This window comes from Bacillus cereus group sp. MYBK108-1 (genome assembly GCF_051917185.1).
GTDB lineage: Bacteria > Bacillota > Bacilli > Bacillales > Bacillaceae_G > Bacillus_A > Bacillus_A cereus.
The window spans coordinates 26,526-43,699 of record NZ_JBQAHZ010000039.1 but is presented as its reverse complement, the minus strand read 5'-3'; the positions used below and the strand labels follow the sequence as shown (position 1 = coordinate 43,699).

Below are 17,174 nucleotides of genomic sequence, written 5' to 3'. Positions count from 1 at the left end.
GTGGCACCCGTAGCACCTGTGTTACCTTGAGCACCTTGAGGTCCAGTAGCGCCAGTGGCACCCGTAGCACCTGTGTTACCTTGAGCACCTTGAGGTCCAGTAGCGCCAGTGGCACCCGTAGCACCTGTGTTACCTTGAGCACCTTGAGGTCCAGTAGCGCCAGTGGCACCCGTAGCACCTGTGTTACCTTGAGCACCTTGAGGTCCAGTGGCACCCGTAGCACCAGTAGCACCCGTAGCACCTGTGTTACCTTGAACACCTTGAGGTCCAGTAGCGCCAGTGGCACCCGTAGCACCTGTGTTACCTTGAACACCTTGAGGTCCAGTGGCACCCGTAGCACCCGTAGCACCTGTGTTACCTTGAGCACCTTGAGGTCCAGTAGCGCCAGTGGCACCAGTAGCACCTGTGTTACCTTGAGCACCTTGAGGTCCAGTGGCACCAGTAGCACCAGTAGCACCCGTAGCACCTGTGTTACCTTGAACACCTTGAGGTCCAGTAGCGCCAGTGGCACCAGTAGCACCTGTGTTACCTTGAACACCTTGAGGTCCAGTAGCACCAGTAGCACCCGTGTTACCTTGAGGTCCAGTAGGTCCAGGAGGCCCGCCAGAAGGTCCGGTAGGTCCGGTAACTCCTATACCCGTAGCGCCAGTGGCACCGGTAGCGCCGGTAGCACCTGTGTTACCTTGAACACCTTGAGGTCCAGTAGCGCCGGTAGCACCCGTAGCACCCGTGTTACCTTGAACACCTTGAGGTCCGGTAGCGCCCGTGTTACCTTGAGGCCCCTGAGGTCCAGTAGCACCCGTAGCACCAGCAGGTCCTTGAGCACCTGTATTGCCGGTAGCACCTGTGTTACCTTGAGGTCCAGTAGCACCCGTAGCACCAGCAGGTCCTTGAGCACCTGTATTGCCGGTAGCGCCCGTGTTACCTTGAGGTCCCTGAGGTCCAGTAGCGCCGGTAGCACCAGCAGGTCCTTGAGCGCCTGTATTACCGGTAGCGCCTGTATTACCTTGAGGTCCTTGAGGTCCAGTGGCACCAGTGTTACCTCGAGGTCCAGTGGCACCAGTAGCGCCTGCTGGTCCAGTAGGTCCGGTAGGTCCTTGAATAAACGAAGCAGAATTAACTAGAGCAGTTTGTAATGCTGCTATTAATTTAAGGAGCTCTTGAAGTGTGCAAGGGTCAATTCGGAATAATTTTGTAATGTATAGTAAATAGTTAATGAGATTTTGAAGCTCAATAAATACAGCGCTTGCTACAAAGGTTGGATTTCTTAATATAGTTATTAAGTTTTTAATAATAGCTAACCCTTGTGCTTTCAGGGAGGAAGTAGCGTCTAGTGAACAAATAAATTTACTCAGTAGGTTCAATGTATCGATTAGATCTTCAATATTTTGGGGAGATGGATTTGCGAAAAGTTTTGGGATTATTTTTGTTAAATCAATAATAATCGCACGAAATGTTCTAAGTTGAGCTTTAGTAATTGGGATTGATGGAGTATTTGGGATTCGTCCGGCGCTACTTGGAAAGCATGGTTTGGAGAATTTGTTTTGATTGTCGTTATAACGAGACATTAAATCTCTCCTTTCTCACGAAAATGTGAACGAAACTCATCATAGTAGATGCAGAAATTAGTTAAATGGTCATAGTAAAATCGTTTGTTTAAAGAAAAAATAGAAAAAACGCCTTACAATAAGGCGTTTTTTCTATTTTCTGCGTATTGATAATATCGCTTTAATGAAATTTTTGATTTGAATCCAGCGAGTTTTATAATTTCTGATTCAGGAGTTTCTTTTTTTATTAAGTTTAAAATATAGGTGTTACGAAAATGTTGTCCTGAAATTCCTTTACGTAAATTGGCTCTAGCCACTTCGAGGCGAATCATTTTTTGTATAGCAATTTCCGTTAATGCCTTTGGTGCATCATTTTCATATACCCACCTGTATGTTCCACGGTTAAAATCGAATGCGACAAATAATGGATCATCACTATGGTATTTGGGGCGAACTGGTTCCGGGATGCTTTTGTAATAATTATATAGTTGTTTTTTGTCTTCTTTTGCTAATGTAATTGTTCTTTCTACACCTGCGGTTGCTGGGATTGATAATGTGTTAGTTTCAAAGTGAACGTGATGCATTGTTAATGCTGTAAGTTCCTGTAAGGATAAACCGTAGTCAATCAATAGATTTAAAATAGCAATATTGCGATCCATTAATAAGGGGCGCACAGGAAGTTGTTTTTCTGAAAGTCCTTCTAATGAAGTGACTATATACTTTAACCTTTTTTCTTCATCAGGTGAAATGAAATCTTCGTTACGAAGTGTACGGTCTGGTTGAATAGATATCTCCATATTTTTCAATGGATTAGGAATGTTTAGAAAATGATGCATTCTATTTAGTACAATAAATACACGATGCATCGTTTTTTCTGAGTAATGTCGATTCGTTTTTAAATCGGAAAAGTAATCTTCGTAGTCTTTTGTACAAAGTGTAGCCCATATATTACTGGAAGGGAGCTTTTTGTTTTTTTCTAACCAATGTCCGAAGTCTTCAACGTCATAAACATAACGTTTAATAGTTGAGGGTTTTCGGCCTTTATTCAATAAAAAAATAGAAAAGGCTTGTATTGTATCATGGAATTCCGTTGTCTCCATAGTCCCACCACCTTAATTATTTCTTATATTATAGCAAACTTTTCTGAAAATAGGCATTTACAAGGGGGACAGGAATAATAATATTTGGTGAGTGGATAAAATGAGGTGATTGTATGGAACAATCGATGCGAAAGAAAAACAATAATCAAATTAATATTGTGTTAAACCATCGAAAGAAAATTTCTTTGCCAGCCGCAGAAAATAAAACGGTAATTTCAAATGAAACTACAATTAAACATGAAATGCTGCAGAGAATTGAAGAAGAGATGGGGAAGCTTGTTGGGATGGATGATATAAAAAAGATAATAAAAGAAATATATGCTTGGATTTATGTGAATAAAAAAAGACAAGAGAAGGGATTGAAGTCAGAGAAGCAAGTACTTCATATGCTGTTTAAAGGGAATCCAGGTACAGGGAAGACAACAGTTGCTAGAATGATAGGAAAATTGCTGTTTGAGATGAATATTCTATCGAAAGGCCACTTGGTTGAAGCTGAACGTGCTGATCTTGTAGGAGAGTACATCGGCCATACAGCCCAAAAAACAAGAGACTTAATAAAAAAAGCAATGGGAGGTATTTTGTTTATTGATGAGGCGTATTCTTTAGCTCGAGGAGGAGAGAAGGACTTTGGAAAAGAAGCAATTGATACGCTTGTAAAACATATGGAAGATAAACAACATGGTTTTGTATTGATTTTAGCTGGATATTCAAGAGAGATGAATCACTTTCTTTCATTAAATCCAGGGCTGCAATCTCGTTTTCCATTTATTATTGAATTTGCGGATTACTCGGTAAATCAGTTGTTGGAAATTGGGAAAAGAATGTATGAAGAGCGTGAATATCAGTTATCGAAAGAGGCTGAATGGAAATTTAGGGATCATTTACATGCTGTAAAGTATTCGTCGCAAATTACATCGTTTAGTAATGGGCGGTATGTACGGAATATTGTTGAAAAATCAATTCGTACACAGGCGATGCGGTTGTTGCAAGAAGATGCCTATGATAAAAATGATTTAATTGGAATATCGAGTATGGATTTGATGCTCGAAGAGGAGACGCACAGTACATAAACTGTGCGTCGATTTTTGTGTATAAGTTCGTTTACTCTTTTTTTGCTTTTTCTTGGTGTGCTTTATGGAAGTGTTCCATTTTAGCGCTCTTTTCGTGTGCTGAATTAGGATCGTGCCCGAATTGATTTACTGAGCTTTTTTGAGCTCCTTTATTAACGTGGTTTGTCATTTGTATTCACCTCACTTTAAAAATTAGTATAAACATTATATAAAGAAAAAATCGTTAGAAAAGAAAAACCTCTTTACGATATGTAAAGAGGTTAGATTGCTATTTATGCATTGAACGTTCTTTCGTTTCGATACGTCTGTGCGGTAAATGCCATTTGTAATGAATAGAAACCATGCGGAAGCAAACAATTAAAATGAATAAAATGTAAAGAGCCCAATCGCTAACAATAATTTGAGCGCCAATTAAGAAACCTGCTAAAATTGTCCAAAAGGCATATACTTCAGCTCGAAGAACGAGAGGTTTTCTGCGGGCTAAAAGATCGCGAATGATACCGCCGCCGATACCAGTTAAAACAGCTGCTACAATTGTGGCGCTAATTGGTAAATTTAATTTTTGGGCATATAATGCTCCTTGTACAGCAAATGCTGATAAGCCGATAGCGTCAGTGATATTTTCCCACTTTTTCCAATGTCTAATTAACTTATTTGGAAAAAGAAAAATAATAGTCATTGATAAAAGTGCGATTTGGAATAACATGTCTTGTTGCCAAAACGCGACAATCGGATAACCGATTAATAAATTACGAAGGGCACCTCCCCCAAATGCGGTTGCCATTCCTAAAATATACACCCCGAAAATATCATAATCCTCTTCCATTGCAACAATGGCTCCGCTTAGTGCGAAAGCGATTGTGCCTATGATGCTAAAAATCTCCCATGCCATGAATTTTCTCCCCCGCTAACTAGATGAAATGTGCTTCCTCTGCTATTATATTAGAAGGTTTAAATTTCGAAAAGGATGAGTGAACATATTTGATGGAAGAAAAAGAAAAAGTCATATTAGTAGGCTGTCAATTGCCACAAGATGATGATGAAAAATTTATGCATTCCATGAAAGAGCTTGCATCACTAGCGAAGACTGCACGAGCAGAATTGTTAGTGTCAACAACGCAAAAACGACCAAAGTTTCATCCGGCAACTTACATAGGTAAAGGGAAATTAGAAGAGCTTACAATGTTAACTGAAGAATTAGAGCCGGATGTTATTGTATTTAATAATGAATTAACGCCGAGTCAAATTCGGAATTTATCCTCAGTATTAGATGCGAGAGTAATTGATCGAACGCAACTAATACTGGATATTTTTGCGCAACGTGCGAAGTCGAGGGAAGGTAAGCTTCAAGTAGAATTAGCTCAGTTGCAATATACAATGCCGCGTCTTATGGGGCAAGGATTGTCCTTATCGCGTCTTGGTGGTGGTATTGGAACGAGAGGACCGGGTGAGACGAAATTAGAGACGGATCGTCGTCATATTCGATCCCGTATTGATGAAATAAAGAAACAACTTGCAGTTGTTGTGGAACATCGAAAAAGATATCGTGAGAGAAGAAAAGATAATAAAGTATTTCAAGTTTCGTTAATAGGGTATACAAATGCAGGGAAATCGACACTGTTTAATAGATTAACGGAAGCTGATACGTTTGAAGAAAACCTTCTGTTTGCAACATTAGACCCAACGACGAGGAAGATGCCGTTACCTTCTGGTTATACAGTATTACTAACCGATACTGTTGGTTTTATACAAGATTTACCCACTTCATTAATCGCTGCTTTTCGTTCGACACTGGAAGAAGCGGGGGAAGCAGATGTCATTTTACATGTAGTTGATTCTGCGGATCCTAACTACATAGGGCATGAAAAAACAGTAAAACGATTATTATCAGAACTTGAAATTAATCATATTCCTATTATTACGTTATATAATAAAAAAGATGAATTACATCAAAACTTTATTCCGTTTCCGAAAAGTGATTTCTTAATGACTAGTGCTTTTGAAGAAAGTGATGTATTGCGTATAAAAGAAGCGATAGAAATGAAAATGAAGAAAGAAATGGATCGTTATCGAGTAGAAATCCCTCCGAGTGAAGGTAAGTTATTAACGCTTTTAAAGACGGAAACGCTATTAGCAAAGATGGAGTTTCTGGAAGATAAATTTGTATATGATTGTGCAGGGTATATTTTTACTCATTCATCGCTTAATGTGCAATTAAAGAGATTTTTAGTGGAAGAAGGAGAAAATAAAAATGTTTGATCGTTTGAAAAATGGAGAAAAAATTGCTCCAATTGTAAAAGAAGTAGAGAGTCAGATTACAGAAGTACATAAACGTGCGGATGAAGTGATTGAAAGCAATCAGTTTCGTGTATTAGAAAGTTTTCGGAAACATAAAATTAGTGACTCGCATTTTATCCCGACAACAGGTTATGGTTATGATGATATTGGCCGTGATACGTTAGAAAAAGTGTATGCTGATGTATTTGGGGCGGAAGCTGGACTTGTTCGTCCGCAAATTATTTCAGGTACTCACGCTATCTCTACAGCGTTATTTGGTATTTTACGCCCGGGAGATGAGTTATTGTATATCACTGGGAAACCGTATGATACGTTAGAGGAAATTGTTGGTGTGCGTGGGAAAGGTGTAGGTTCATTTAAAGAATATAATATCGGTTACAATGCAGTTCCGCTAACTAGTGCTGGGCTTGTTGATTTTGAGGCTGTTGCAGCGGCGATTCATAATAATACGAAAATGATCGGTATTCAGCGTTCGAAAGGTTATGCTACTCGTCCATCGTTTACTATTTCTCAAATTAAAGAGATGATCGCGTTTGTTAAAGAAATTAAACCTGATGTTGTTGTGTTTGTAGATAACTGTTATGGCGAGTTTATTGAAGAGCAAGAGCCATGTCATGTTGGTGCAGATTTAATGGCGGGTTCACTTATTAAAAACCCGGGCGGCGGAATTGTTAAAACTGGCGGTTATATTGTCGGGAAAGAACAGTATGTTGAAGCGTGTGCATATCGTTTAACATCTCCGGGAATTGGTGCGGAAGCTGGAGCGTCTTTATACAGTCTGCAAGAAATGTATCAAGGGTTCTTCTTAGCGCCACATGTTGCAGGACAAGCGCTGAAAGGTGCAATTTTTACAGCTGCGTTTTTAGAAAAGTTAGGAATGAACACGTCACCAGCGTGGAATGCGCCAAGAACAGACTTAATTCAATCGGTTCAATTTGATGATAAAGACCGTATGATTGCCTTCTGCCAAGCGATTCAATATGCATCTCCAATTAATTCGCATTTTACTCCGTATGCAAACTATATGCCAGGTTATGAAGATGATGTAATCATGGCGGCGGGAACGTTTATTCAAGGTGCAAGTATTGAATTGTCTGCTGATGGTCCAATTAGACCACCGTATGTTGCGTATGTGCAAGGTGGCTTAACGTATTCGCATGTTAAAATTGCGATTTGTTCTGCGATTGACGAATTGATTGAAAAGAATTTATTAATAATTTCTTAATGGGAAGCTGTCGATTTTGGCAGCTTTTTTCGTATAAAAGTAATGATTTATGCGATTAGAAAAAAGAATGAAAAAATTCGTAAAAAAAATTATAAAAAATCATGTGAGAAAAGCTAACATCTATTGACACTAAACATAACATGGTATAAAATGAGAAGCAGTTAAGGCGAAGGAGGAACTGAAAAATGAAAGAAGATAGACGTTCTGCCCCGCTGTTTCCTATTGGTATTGTTATGGATTTAACACAATTGTCTGCACGTCAAATTCGCTACTATGAAGAGCATAATCTTGTTTCTCCAACCCGTACAAAGGGGAATCGTAGATTATTTTCATTTAACGATGTAGATAAGTTGTTAGAAATTAAAGATTTGTTAGATCAAGGCCTGAATATGGCTGGTATTAAACAAGTGTTACTAATGAAAGAAAATCAAACAGAAGCAGTGAAAGTAAAAGAAGAAACGAAAGAAATTTCAAAAACTGAGCTTCGCAAAATACTTCGAGATGAACTACAACATACAGGTAGATTCAATCGAACTTCATTGCGACAAGGTGACATTTCAAGATTTTTTCACTAAAGATAACTGATTCTGAAGGCGATTAGAGGGACTAAGGAGGAATTTATAATGTCTAGATACACAAAAGAAGATATTTTCCGTTTGGCGAAAGAAGAGAATGTAAAGTATATCCGTTTACAATTTACGGACCTTTTAGGGGTAATTAAAAACGTAGAGATTCCAGTGAGACAATTAACGAAAGCTCTTGATAACAAAATGATGTTTGATGGATCTTCGATTGAAGGTTTCGTACGTATTGAAGAGTCTGATATGTATTTATATCCTGATTTAGACACTTGGGTAATTTTCCCTTGGACAGCTGAAAAAGGTAAAGTAGCTCGACTAATCTGTGATATTTACAATGCAGATGGCACTCCATTTGATGGAGACCCACGTAACAACTTAAAACGTGTGTTAAAAGAAATGGAAGCTTTAGGATTTTCAGACTTCAATCTTGGACCAGAGCCAGAATTCTTCCTATTTAAGGTTGATGAAAAAGGAAATCCAACATTAGAACTAAACGATAACGGTGGATACTTCGACCTTGCGCCGATGGATCTAGGGGAAAACTGTCGTCGTGATATCGTTCTTGAACTTGAAGAAATGGGATTTGAAATTGAAGCATCTCACCATGAGGTTGCTCCAGGGCAGCACGAAATTGACTTTAAATATGCAAATGCAATTCGCTCATGTGATGACATTCAAACATTCAAACTTGTTGTAAAAACAATTGCTCGTAAACATGGTTTACACGCAACGTTTATGCCAAAACCACTATACGGTGTGAACGGTTCAGGTATGCACTGTAACTTATCATTATTTAAAAATGGTGAGAACGTATTCTTTGATGCAAACGGTGACTTACAATTAAGTGATGATGCTCGTCACTTCATCGCAGGTATTTTAAAACATGCACCAGCATTTACAGCGATAGCAAACCCAACTGTAAACTCATATAAACGTCTAGTACCTGGATATGAAGCGCCTTGTTACGTAGCATGGTCTGCACAAAACCGTAGCCCGTTAGTACGTATCCCTGCATCTCGTGGTATTAGTACACGCGTAGAAGTACGTAGTGTTGACCCAGCTGCAAACCCATATTTAGTAATGGCTACATTATTAGCTGCAGGTCTTGATGGAATTAAAAACAAATTAACTCCACCAGCTGCAGTAGACCGTAACATCTATGTAATGACAAAAGAAGAGCGCGAAGAAGCAGGTATCGTTGACTTACCAGCAACATTAGCGCAAGCGTTAGTTACATTACAATCTAATGAAGTAGTATGCGGTGCACTAGGAGAACACTTACTTGAGCACTTCATCGAAGCGAAAGAGATTGAGTGGGATATCTTTAGAACACAAGTTCACCAATGGGAACGCGATCAATATATGTCTCTTTACTAAGAGGCTTGAACCCTTGATACAACTCGTATCAAGGTTTTTTTAATTCCCTATTATTACAATTTTATGTGGTTGCAAAATGAAAAACAGCCACATAAAAGCCAATAATTAATAACAAGTAGTGATATCATAGAAAAACATTATCAGATAAATGTAAGTTTTATATAATTTGTGAAATGAAAAAGCCTTGATACTACGGTATCAGGGCTTTTTTAGTGAAGTTATTGGATATGTTAACTACTAGATAATGGATTGTTTTTGGTTATTTTGAATCATGTTACTAAGAAAATCTTTTCAAAAGAATTGATTTTATCTTTTTTTAAATCACTTGTGCTATAACTTAATAATTCTTTACTGCCTGTACAACGCGACCAATTATTTTTACATCTTCAGCTGAAAGGTCGTAAGTTTTTGGTTCGTGGATAGGGTCATTACTCAATGGTATTAAAGTAATGATGCTTCCGGATTTTGAAATCTTTTTCACGGTAGCATCATAACCATTGACTTTTACAACAGCAATTTGTCCGTTTTCAACATAAGGAGTTTCCTCGACTAAAACATAAGAACCATCAGGGAATTCGAGATTCATGCTAGTGCCTTTTACAGTAAGATAAAAATACTTTTTACGCTTGTTTAAAAATGTACTTAGCATGGGTAAATAGCCTTCGATATTTTCTTCAGCGAGTATTGGTGTACCGGCTGCTACAGAACCAATGATAGGAATGTAAATAATATTTGATTGATCGTTTTGGATGGTTTCATAAATAGAAACTTCTTCTTTAACAGTATTGTCCTCTTGAGTTGCGAGTCTTTCTAAATCATCAGTAGTGATTCCTAATCCCTTACAAACTTTTATGACATTATCAACAGATGCTTTACCAATCCCTCTTGATAACATGGATTGCAGTGTTGTGGGGGGGAGACCTATTTTTTCGGCGAAGGCTCTTTTACTATAGCCAGCTTCTTTTATTAAGCGTGTTACAACCTCTGCTTTTTTCATTACTTTCACCATCTTTCTTATTAAAATGTATACGATATTGCGTATTTCTGTATATATCATAACCTAACTAAAATTGTTAGTAAATAGAAAAACATACGAAATTGAGTATTTAAATACGTTTTTTTGTTGACTAAATACGAAATTGAGTTTATATTTAAATGGAAATGAACGCAATATCGTACAAAAAACAGGTGGTGAGTAAATGTATCCGAATTTGCGTGCAGAGATGGCGAGAAAAAGAATTATGATTACACAAATTTCTTCGCATCTGAAACTTCGCCACGCAACAGTGAGCGACAAAATAAATGGTAAATTTCGTTTTTATTATGATGAAGCTTTTGAAATTAAGAAAACTTTTTTTCCAGAACATAGTTTGGAATATCTTTTTGAATTTGAAGAAAATGAAGCGAATTGAAATCGGAGGAAATTTACTTAAAATGTAACCCTATAATCAAATTATTGAATGATGATTTAATAAGAGGGTTCATATCAAAGTATTTAATTTAAATTCTGATAACTAGTTAATTTGTAAAAAGAAAGTAAAGAATTATGCGTAGTGCGAAATTATCTCAATGCAATAAAGATAGTCCAAAATTAGTAGTGAGGAGGAGATGAGGATGGGGCAATTAATTGACTCATCAGTACATAGTTCATTAGTATTTGAAGTTAATGGCAAAGTAGTAACGGATAGTTTGGTAATTGCGAAGATATTCAAAAAAATCACTTCGACGTTTTGAAGGAAGTTCGAAAACAAATTGTATATGTAGGTGAAGAGTTTGGAGGAGAAAATTTTCACGAGTCCACTTATTTTAATTCAAAGAATAGGCGAATCCCTAAATATGATTTAACAGAAGAAGCATTCACGTTACTTGTTATGGGATATACCAGTAGAGAAGCGGTTGGAATGAAAATTAAATTTATGAAAGAGTTCAAACGAATGAAGCAATATATACAAAATCAACAAAATGTGCCAAAGGACCCAATGGGGGTTTTAAAGTTAACATTTGCTGCGTTAGAAGGACATACTCAGGAGATACAAGAGATAAAGTCTGAGGTGAAGGGTTTGCGAGAAAATACGCCGCTTTATGCTATCGAGTGTGAAGAGATAACAAGGGCTGTAAAAAGGTTAGGTGTTATGTTATTGGGAGGTAAAAATTCAAATTCTTATCAGGATATCGGCCTTAGAAGGAAGTTATATAGAGATATTTATAGTCAGTTACATCGGGAATTTGGTGTGAATAGTTATAAAGCTATTAAACGTTATCATTTGGATAGAGCAATACAAATGATTAATGAAGAATATTCAATTCCAACTGTTTTAAATGAAGAAATTACAGTTAAAAACTCACAAATAAATATGGCAGACATTCAGTAGGAGGAAAGAACATGCAAAGAAAGATTTTAGTAATTACTAGCAGTTTAGCAGGGTTACCAACTGTCAGTGAATTTAAAACAAAAGAAGATGCAAAAGAGCAGGTTAGAAAGCTTATTCAAAAAGGAATGAGTCAAAATGTGATTCGTATAACACAAGAAATTCCAATGAATATCGAAATTCAAGTGGATGTTGAACTTGAGGAATAAGAGAGGTTTAGAAGAAAATAGATATGGATAGCATGATTGTTTTGAATGAATGCATAAGAAAAGAATCCGTTGCAGCGGATTCTATAAGAAAAAATATCTCTAGATAAGTATAACATTGAATACCGTTTTTGAGAATTTATGAGGTGGCTAGTATGGGGATTATTCGAGTGAAAAAAGATAGTAATTATTCCGTTATAAATAATACTGGTTTAAAAGATGAAAGGTTGTCATGGAAAGCGAAAGGAATCTTAGCCTATGCGCTTACATTACCAGACGATTGGACTTTTCATATTAGTGAATTAGCTCGACATGCTAAGGATGGAGAAGATTCGCTCCGTACAGGTTTTAAGGAATTAAAAGAATTAGGTTATGTAAAACGTTATCCTGTTCGTGATGGGAATACGAAAAAAATTACAAGGTGGGATACGGAAATTTACGAAACGCCACAAAGGGACATGCCACAAATGGAAAACCAAGATGTGGTAAAGCCATATGAGGAAAATCAGAAACTACTAAATACTAATAGACTAAATACTAATAGACTAAATACTAATAAACGAAATAATAATGATTATGATGATATGGATAAATTAGAATCTCGTGTATTCATCAATGAGAGGGTTAAAGTAAGTTGTAACTTTATTAAGGGGATGGGCATTCCGTTAAGTGAAATTGCAATTGCAGAGTTGGGGAGCTTTTGTAATTTGTTTAGTGGGGAGTTAATTCAGCATGCAATTAATAAAGCTGTTGATGAGAATGCGCCAAGATGGAACTACATTAAGGCTATATTGAGGAATTGGAAGGAGCAAGAAGTTAAAACATTAGTTGATGTGGCTATACTAGATAGACGTTTCGAAATGAGCAAGAAAAAGAAATATAACGGGACAGGTAGGAAGTATTCAAATAGAAAAGAGATTGTACCCGATTGGTTATATAAAGATGATGAATCAACAAATCTAGAAGAGGAAAGAAAAACCGTGCAGTCTACTGATGAAGAGCGTGAGAGATTACAAGAAGTGTTAAATAAATATAGGTCATAAGAAAAAATGCTAGATGATTTACAAGCAATAAAGATTGAAAAGGCTAATAAGCATATTCATGCTATTAAATTAGTATTAAGAGACTTTGTAAAAAGAACGGAAGTGGGTGAATCAGTAAGTGTTCGAATGGCTCAAAGATTATAAGAAGTTAGAAGAAGAAATTGCTTATTTAGAATACAACTTAGATAAATCAAAAGCCGAATTGAAGCGTTGGATTAGCGGTGATTTGCAAAATGTACGATTAACCGCTGAATCGGAAGGGGCTAAGGTAGAAGGACGGATTGAAGCAATTGAATATGAATTAGCTCATAAAATGAATGAGGAGTATGATTTAAAGCTTTTGATTAATAAGTTTACAGGACTGGATCATCAAATACTTAAAATGAAATATGTTGATGGAATGACTTTAGAGCAAATTGCGTTTGAATTACATTATAGTACAGGCTATATACGCCGAAAACATGCTGAAATAAGGAAGATTGTCAAGTTTTTAGATGGATTTTAGTGTTACCTTTTTGTAGGATACATGCAGTGTACAGAAAGTATTGAAAAAGTGATTTATAGTAGTAATATAAGATTTCGACGAAAGGGCAACTATTTTTATGGTTGCTCTTTTTGGTGTGAAAGAAGGTGAGTAATATGAAGTGATTTGATGGATTAATAGGTCTTTAGCTTCTAGTTATATTTAGTAAAGTAGTAGTTTTACAGGCGAAAATAATAGAAAAATAAGGAGATGTTTAATGATGAGTTTATTAGCTGCTTCAGTCAAAACAAAGAATTTGCCACAACAGGTGTTACGTTGGCAATCAATGGTAGAAAGCGAATGTTCTGCACAAGGTGTACCTGAGTTAGTTCCTTACGTGCTTGGAATTATTATGGTGGAAAGTGGAGGGAATTCTGAAACGACACCTGATATTATGCAATCCAGTGAATCACAAGGGTGGGCAATGAATACAATTAAAAACCCGAAAGATTCAATTTATTACGGAGTGAAGCATTTAAAGGGTGCTTTTGATGATGCGAAGAAAAATGGCATTACAGATTTAAGTGCCATTGTTCAATCATATAATTTTGGACGAGCTTACCTTCGCTGGTTAGCATCTAACAATAAACAGCATTCATTACCGGTGGCAGATCTGTATTCTAAAACGGTTGTTGCGCCATCACTTGGAAATACGACCGGTGCTATGGTGAAATATAGTAACCCTATTGCTGTTGCCTACAATGGTGGCTATCGATATAAAAATGGAGGGAATTTCTTCTACTCTGAAATTGTTAAGCAATATGTGGATTTTGATGGAGGAAATGGTGGCGGTGATAATAAGCCATTACAACCAAAAGGACTAGGAATTGCAACGTCTAAATACCCAGAAGGATCGGGTATCAATTTATATAGTGGCCCTGGAAAAGATGCTTGGTTCACAGGTAATGTCATTAATACAAAAATGCCATATTTAATTATAGATGCTGCTTGGTATGGTGGGAATGAAAAAATGTTGTGCCTAGGTTGGGAAGCATGGGCGAAAGAAGAGCACTTTGAAGTAGAGTGGTTCCATGCTTATTCAAAATATCCAGCAGGTTATGGTATTAACACATATGATGGTCCAAATGGAAATTATAAAGGAAATGTAGATGGATCTTATCCATATGGCGTTTTTGCGAGAAAAGATGGTTATATTGATATTGGACAAAATACATGGGTAAAAGAAGAACATTTTAATGTAAGGTAATAACAAAGGTTCTCTTTTTCTTTGATTATAAATATTAAATTTAAACATTAAGAAAAAATCTTATAAAAGGTGCTTCTTTAAGTGCCTTTTTATATTACTTATAAATAGAAAGGAAGATTATTATGGCAAAATTTATTTATCCAACAGATACAACGAGAGTAACAAGTGGTTTTAGGGGGAGCAGACCAGATCATCATGGGATAGACCTTGCTGAATCGGGCTATCATCCAATTTATGCAGCGGCTAGCGGACGAGTTAGTCGTTCTTATGTTTCATCCAGTTATGGTGAATGTATTATGATTGTGCACACTATTGATGGGATTACATGGGAAACGGTATATGCCCATATGCGTAGTGGTTCTCGAACAGTAAAAGAAGGTGATTCTGTTACACAAGGACAAACTATTGGGATTATGGGGAACACAGGGGATTCTAGTGGTCAACACTTGCATTTTGAATTGCATAAAGGGTCTTGGAACGTTAATAAGAGTAATGCTGTGAATCCATTAGATTACTTAGGAAAAGGAGACGGTGGTGGTACAACTGATCCTTCTAATAAACCACTACAACCAAAAGGACTAGGAATTGCAACGTCTAAATATCCAGAAGGATCGGGTATCAATTTATATAGTGGCCCTGGAAAAGATGCTTGGTTCACAGGTCATGTCATTAATACAAAAATGCCATATTTAATTATAGACGCTGCTTGGTATGGTGGAAATGAAAAAATGTTGTGCCTAGGTTGGGAAGCATGGGCGAAAGAAGAGCACTTTGAAGTAGAGTGGTTTCATGCTTATTCAAAATATCCAGCAGGTTATGGTATTAACACATATGATGGTCCAAATGGAAATTATAAAGGAAATGTAGATGGATCTTATCCATATGGCGTTTTTGCGAGAAAAGATGGTTATATCGATATTGGACAAAATACATGGGTACAAGAAGAGCATTTTAATGTAAGATAATATCTTTAAATCTGCACGTATTAAGTAGAATGAAAAAACTTGTTATCATACCTCTTGAGATGAGAGTAATATCTGTAAAATGCTGGGCGGAATATAGAGTGGAAGTTTTGAAAGAGCAACTGATGTAAAAGGTTGCTCTTTTTCCTTTTTGAATATGAGGATTATAACTCATTATATAAAATGCGGCATGTATGAGCATTTAATTTCTAGATGGACTTAATAATTCAATGGAATTTTACATGATAAAAAATAAAAAAAAAAGGAGATGTTCAGTAATGGAAATTAGAAGAAAATTAGTGGATCCAAGTAAATATGGTATAAAGTGTCCCAATACAATGACACCAGAATTCATTACAGTACATAATACGTACAATGATGCATCAGCAGAAAATGAGATATCGTATATGATTGGAAATAATAATTCAGTGTCGTTTCATGTTGCAGTAGACGACAAAGAAGCAGTGCAAGGTATTCCGTTTGATCGTAATGCTTGGCATGCTGGTGATGGTAACGGGAATGGTAATCGTAAATCTATCGGGGTTGAAATTTGTTACTCTTTAAGCGGTGGAGATAGATATTACAAGGCGGAGGATAATGCAGCAATTGTTATTGCTCAGTTAATGAAACAATTCAATATACCGATTAGTAATGTACGTACACATAAATCGTGGAGTGGAAAGCATTGCCCACATCGAATGCTCGATGAAGGAAGAGTGGATCAATTCATTGAGAAGATAAACAAAGCATTTAACAAAGATAATAATAAACCACTACAACCAAAAGGACTAGGAATTGCAACGTCTAAATACCCAGAAGGATCGGGTATCAATTTATATAGTGGCCCTGGAAAAGATGCTTGGTTCACAGGTAATGTCATTAATACAAAAATGCCATATTTAATTATAGACGCTGCTTGGTATGGTGGGAATGAAAAAATGTTGTGCCTAGGTTGGGAAGCGTGGGCGAAAGAAGAACATTTTGAAGTAGAGTGGTTCCATGCTTACTCAAAATATCCAGCAGGTTATGGTATTAACACATATGATGGTCCGAATGGAAAGTATAAAGGAAACGTAGATGGATCTTATCCATATGGAATTTTTGCAAGAAAAGATGGTTATATTGACATTGGACAAAACACATGGGTAAAAGAAGAACATTTTAATGTGAGATAAGGATATGAGAGTAGGATCACTCGTATGATTCTCTTTAATTTTTGAAAAGGAGATGAGAACGATGGAAGAACAAATCTTCAATTCAATGATTCAACAAGGAGCATTCGCAGCTTTATTTGTATGGATGCTGTTTACTACGCAAAAAAAGAATGAACAGCGCGAAGAACAATATCAAAAAGTTATTGAAAAAAATCAACAGGTCATTGAAGAACAAGCAAAAGCATTTAGTTCGTTGTCGAAGGATTTATCAGATGTTAAGCGAAAAATCTTGGGAAACGGGGATGAGAAATAAAATATGGTATTAAAGTATTTGTCGCATATGCAGGTTCTCAAATAGGAATTCGATTCATATATAGCTAATGAGAAAAAGCCCTAATACCGATAAGTATTGGGGCTTTTTCTCATTAGCTATAGTGAATAAGGTTGTGGTGGATTTTTCAAGAGGAAAGAGTGAATGAAGTCTAATATTAATGTAAATGAAATGAAACTTT

18 protein-coding genes and 1 pseudogene are annotated in these 17,174 nt (G+C 36.7%); 14 read left to right on the top strand and 5 right to left on the bottom strand.

What is annotated here, in order from left to right; all coding sequences use genetic code 11:
* The coding region (locus tag ACTFSL_RS29315; RefSeq protein ID WP_440042834.1) for a collagen-like repeat preface domain-containing protein at nucleotides 1-1,568 on the bottom strand (1,568 nt) is incomplete at its 3' end.
* Nucleotides 1,569-1,681: 113 nt separating this feature from the next.
* A complete protein-coding gene (locus ACTFSL_RS29310; protein ID WP_000450326.1) occupies nucleotides 1,682-2,647 on the bottom strand; it encodes a tyrosine-type recombinase/integrase in 966 nt (321 codons plus the stop codon).
* A gap of 113 nt (nucleotides 2,648-2,760) precedes the next feature.
* On the opposite strand from ACTFSL_RS29310, the gene spoVK reads away from it, so the two are divergent.
* A complete protein-coding gene (gene spoVK / locus ACTFSL_RS29305) occupies nucleotides 2,761-3,717 on the top strand; it encodes a stage V sporulation protein K (protein WP_000438178.1) in 957 nt (318 codons plus the stop codon).
* Nucleotides 3,718-3,748: 31 nt separating this feature from the next.
* Here the strand turns inward: spoVK and ACTFSL_RS29300 are convergent, their stop codons facing one another.
* Both ACTFSL_RS29300 and ACTFSL_RS29295 read right to left on the bottom strand, forming a co-directional pair.
* Nucleotides 3,749-3,886 (bottom strand): hypothetical protein, encoded by a 138-nt coding sequence (locus ACTFSL_RS29300; protein WP_000181500.1) that lies wholly within the window; start codon nucleotides 3,884-3,886, stop codon nucleotides 3,749-3,751.
* A gap of 99 nt (nucleotides 3,887-3,985) precedes the next feature.
* The gene (locus tag ACTFSL_RS29295; RefSeq protein WP_000312267.1) at nucleotides 3,986-4,609 is read right to left on the bottom strand and encodes a trimeric intracellular cation channel family protein; all 624 of its coding nucleotides are present in this window, start codon (nucleotides 4,607-4,609) and stop codon (nucleotides 3,986-3,988) included.
* 92 nt (nucleotides 4,610-4,701) lie between these two features.
* On the opposite strand from ACTFSL_RS29295, the gene hflX reads away from it, so the two are divergent.
* From hflX to glnA, 4 genes are all read left to right on the top strand, one after another.
* Nucleotides 4,702-5,976: a GTPase HflX gene (hflX, locus tag ACTFSL_RS29290; protein WP_000391393.1), complete on the top strand. Its 1,275-nt coding sequence runs from the start codon at nucleotides 4,702-4,704 to the stop codon at nucleotides 5,974-5,976.
* Nucleotides 5,969-7,240: a methionine gamma-lyase family protein gene (locus ACTFSL_RS29285; RefSeq protein WP_000460304.1), complete on the top strand. Its 1,272-nt coding sequence runs from the start codon at nucleotides 5,969-5,971 to the stop codon at nucleotides 7,238-7,240. Before hflX ends, ACTFSL_RS29285 begins: the two co-directional genes overlap by 8 nt.
* 185 nt (nucleotides 7,241-7,425) lie before the next feature.
* Nucleotides 7,426-7,815, top strand: coding sequence for a transcriptional repressor GlnR (gene glnR, locus ACTFSL_RS29280; protein ID WP_000656783.1), 390 nt, complete (start codon nucleotides 7,426-7,428; stop codon nucleotides 7,813-7,815).
* 48 nt (nucleotides 7,816-7,863) lie between these two features.
* Entirely contained in the window at nucleotides 7,864-9,198 is a 1,335-nt protein-coding gene (gene glnA, locus ACTFSL_RS29275; protein WP_000092763.1) for a type I glutamate--ammonia ligase, read from the top strand.
* Between the two features lie 337 nt (nucleotides 9,199-9,535).
* On the opposite strand, the gene ACTFSL_RS29270 is transcribed toward glnA, so the two are convergent.
* Nucleotides 9,536-10,195 carry a LexA family protein gene (locus ACTFSL_RS29270; protein WP_011110319.1) on the bottom strand — a complete coding sequence of 220 codons (660 nt, stop codon included), beginning with the start codon at nucleotides 10,193-10,195 and terminating at the stop codon, nucleotides 9,536-9,538.
* A gap of 202 nt (nucleotides 10,196-10,397) precedes the next feature.
* Between ACTFSL_RS29270 and ACTFSL_RS29265 the strand changes: the two genes are divergently transcribed.
* The 9 genes and pseudogenes from ACTFSL_RS29265 (at nucleotide 10,398) to ACTFSL_RS29225 (ending at nucleotide 16,975) form a co-directional block, all read left to right on the top strand.
* Nucleotides 10,398-10,610: a hypothetical protein gene (locus ACTFSL_RS29265; RefSeq protein WP_000283431.1), complete on the top strand. Its 213-nt coding sequence runs from the start codon at nucleotides 10,398-10,400 to the stop codon at nucleotides 10,608-10,610.
* 202 nt (nucleotides 10,611-10,812) lie between these two features.
* Nucleotides 10,813-11,570: pseudogene (locus ACTFSL_RS29260) on the top strand (ORF6C domain-containing protein).
* An 11-nt stretch (nucleotides 11,571-11,581) separates the two neighbouring features.
* Nucleotides 11,582-11,776, top strand: coding sequence for a hypothetical protein (locus tag ACTFSL_RS29255; protein WP_001189065.1), 195 nt, complete (start codon nucleotides 11,582-11,584; stop codon nucleotides 11,774-11,776).
* 152 nt (nucleotides 11,777-11,928) lie between these two features.
* Nucleotides 11,929-12,816 (top strand): DnaD domain protein, encoded by an 888-nt coding sequence (locus ACTFSL_RS29250; protein ID WP_438882495.1) that lies wholly within the window; start codon nucleotides 11,929-11,931, stop codon nucleotides 12,814-12,816.
* A gap of 118 nt (nucleotides 12,817-12,934) precedes the next feature.
* Nucleotides 12,935-13,321, top strand: a complete 387-nt coding sequence (locus ACTFSL_RS29245) for a DUF1492 domain-containing protein (protein ID WP_000464425.1) — start codon at nucleotides 12,935-12,937, stop codon at nucleotides 13,319-13,321.
* Between the two features lie 238 nt (nucleotides 13,322-13,559).
* The gene (locus ACTFSL_RS29240; RefSeq protein ID WP_440042836.1) at nucleotides 13,560-14,546 is read left to right on the top strand and encodes a lysozyme family protein; all 987 of its coding nucleotides are present in this window, start codon (nucleotides 13,560-13,562) and stop codon (nucleotides 14,544-14,546) included.
* Nucleotides 14,547-14,668: 122 nt separating this feature from the next.
* Nucleotides 14,669-15,511, top strand: coding sequence for a M23 family metallopeptidase (locus tag ACTFSL_RS29235; protein ID WP_063537087.1), 843 nt, complete (start codon nucleotides 14,669-14,671; stop codon nucleotides 15,509-15,511).
* A 275-nt stretch (nucleotides 15,512-15,786) separates the two neighbouring features.
* Entirely contained in the window at nucleotides 15,787-16,683 is an 897-nt protein-coding gene (locus ACTFSL_RS29230; RefSeq protein ID WP_416809855.1) for a peptidoglycan recognition protein family protein, read from the top strand.
* A 61-nt stretch (nucleotides 16,684-16,744) separates the two neighbouring features.
* Entirely contained in the window at nucleotides 16,745-16,975 is a 231-nt protein-coding gene (locus tag ACTFSL_RS29225) for a BhlA/UviB family holin-like peptide (RefSeq protein ID WP_000392445.1), read from the top strand.
* The last annotated feature ends 199 nt before the right edge of the window (nucleotides 16,976-17,174 follow it).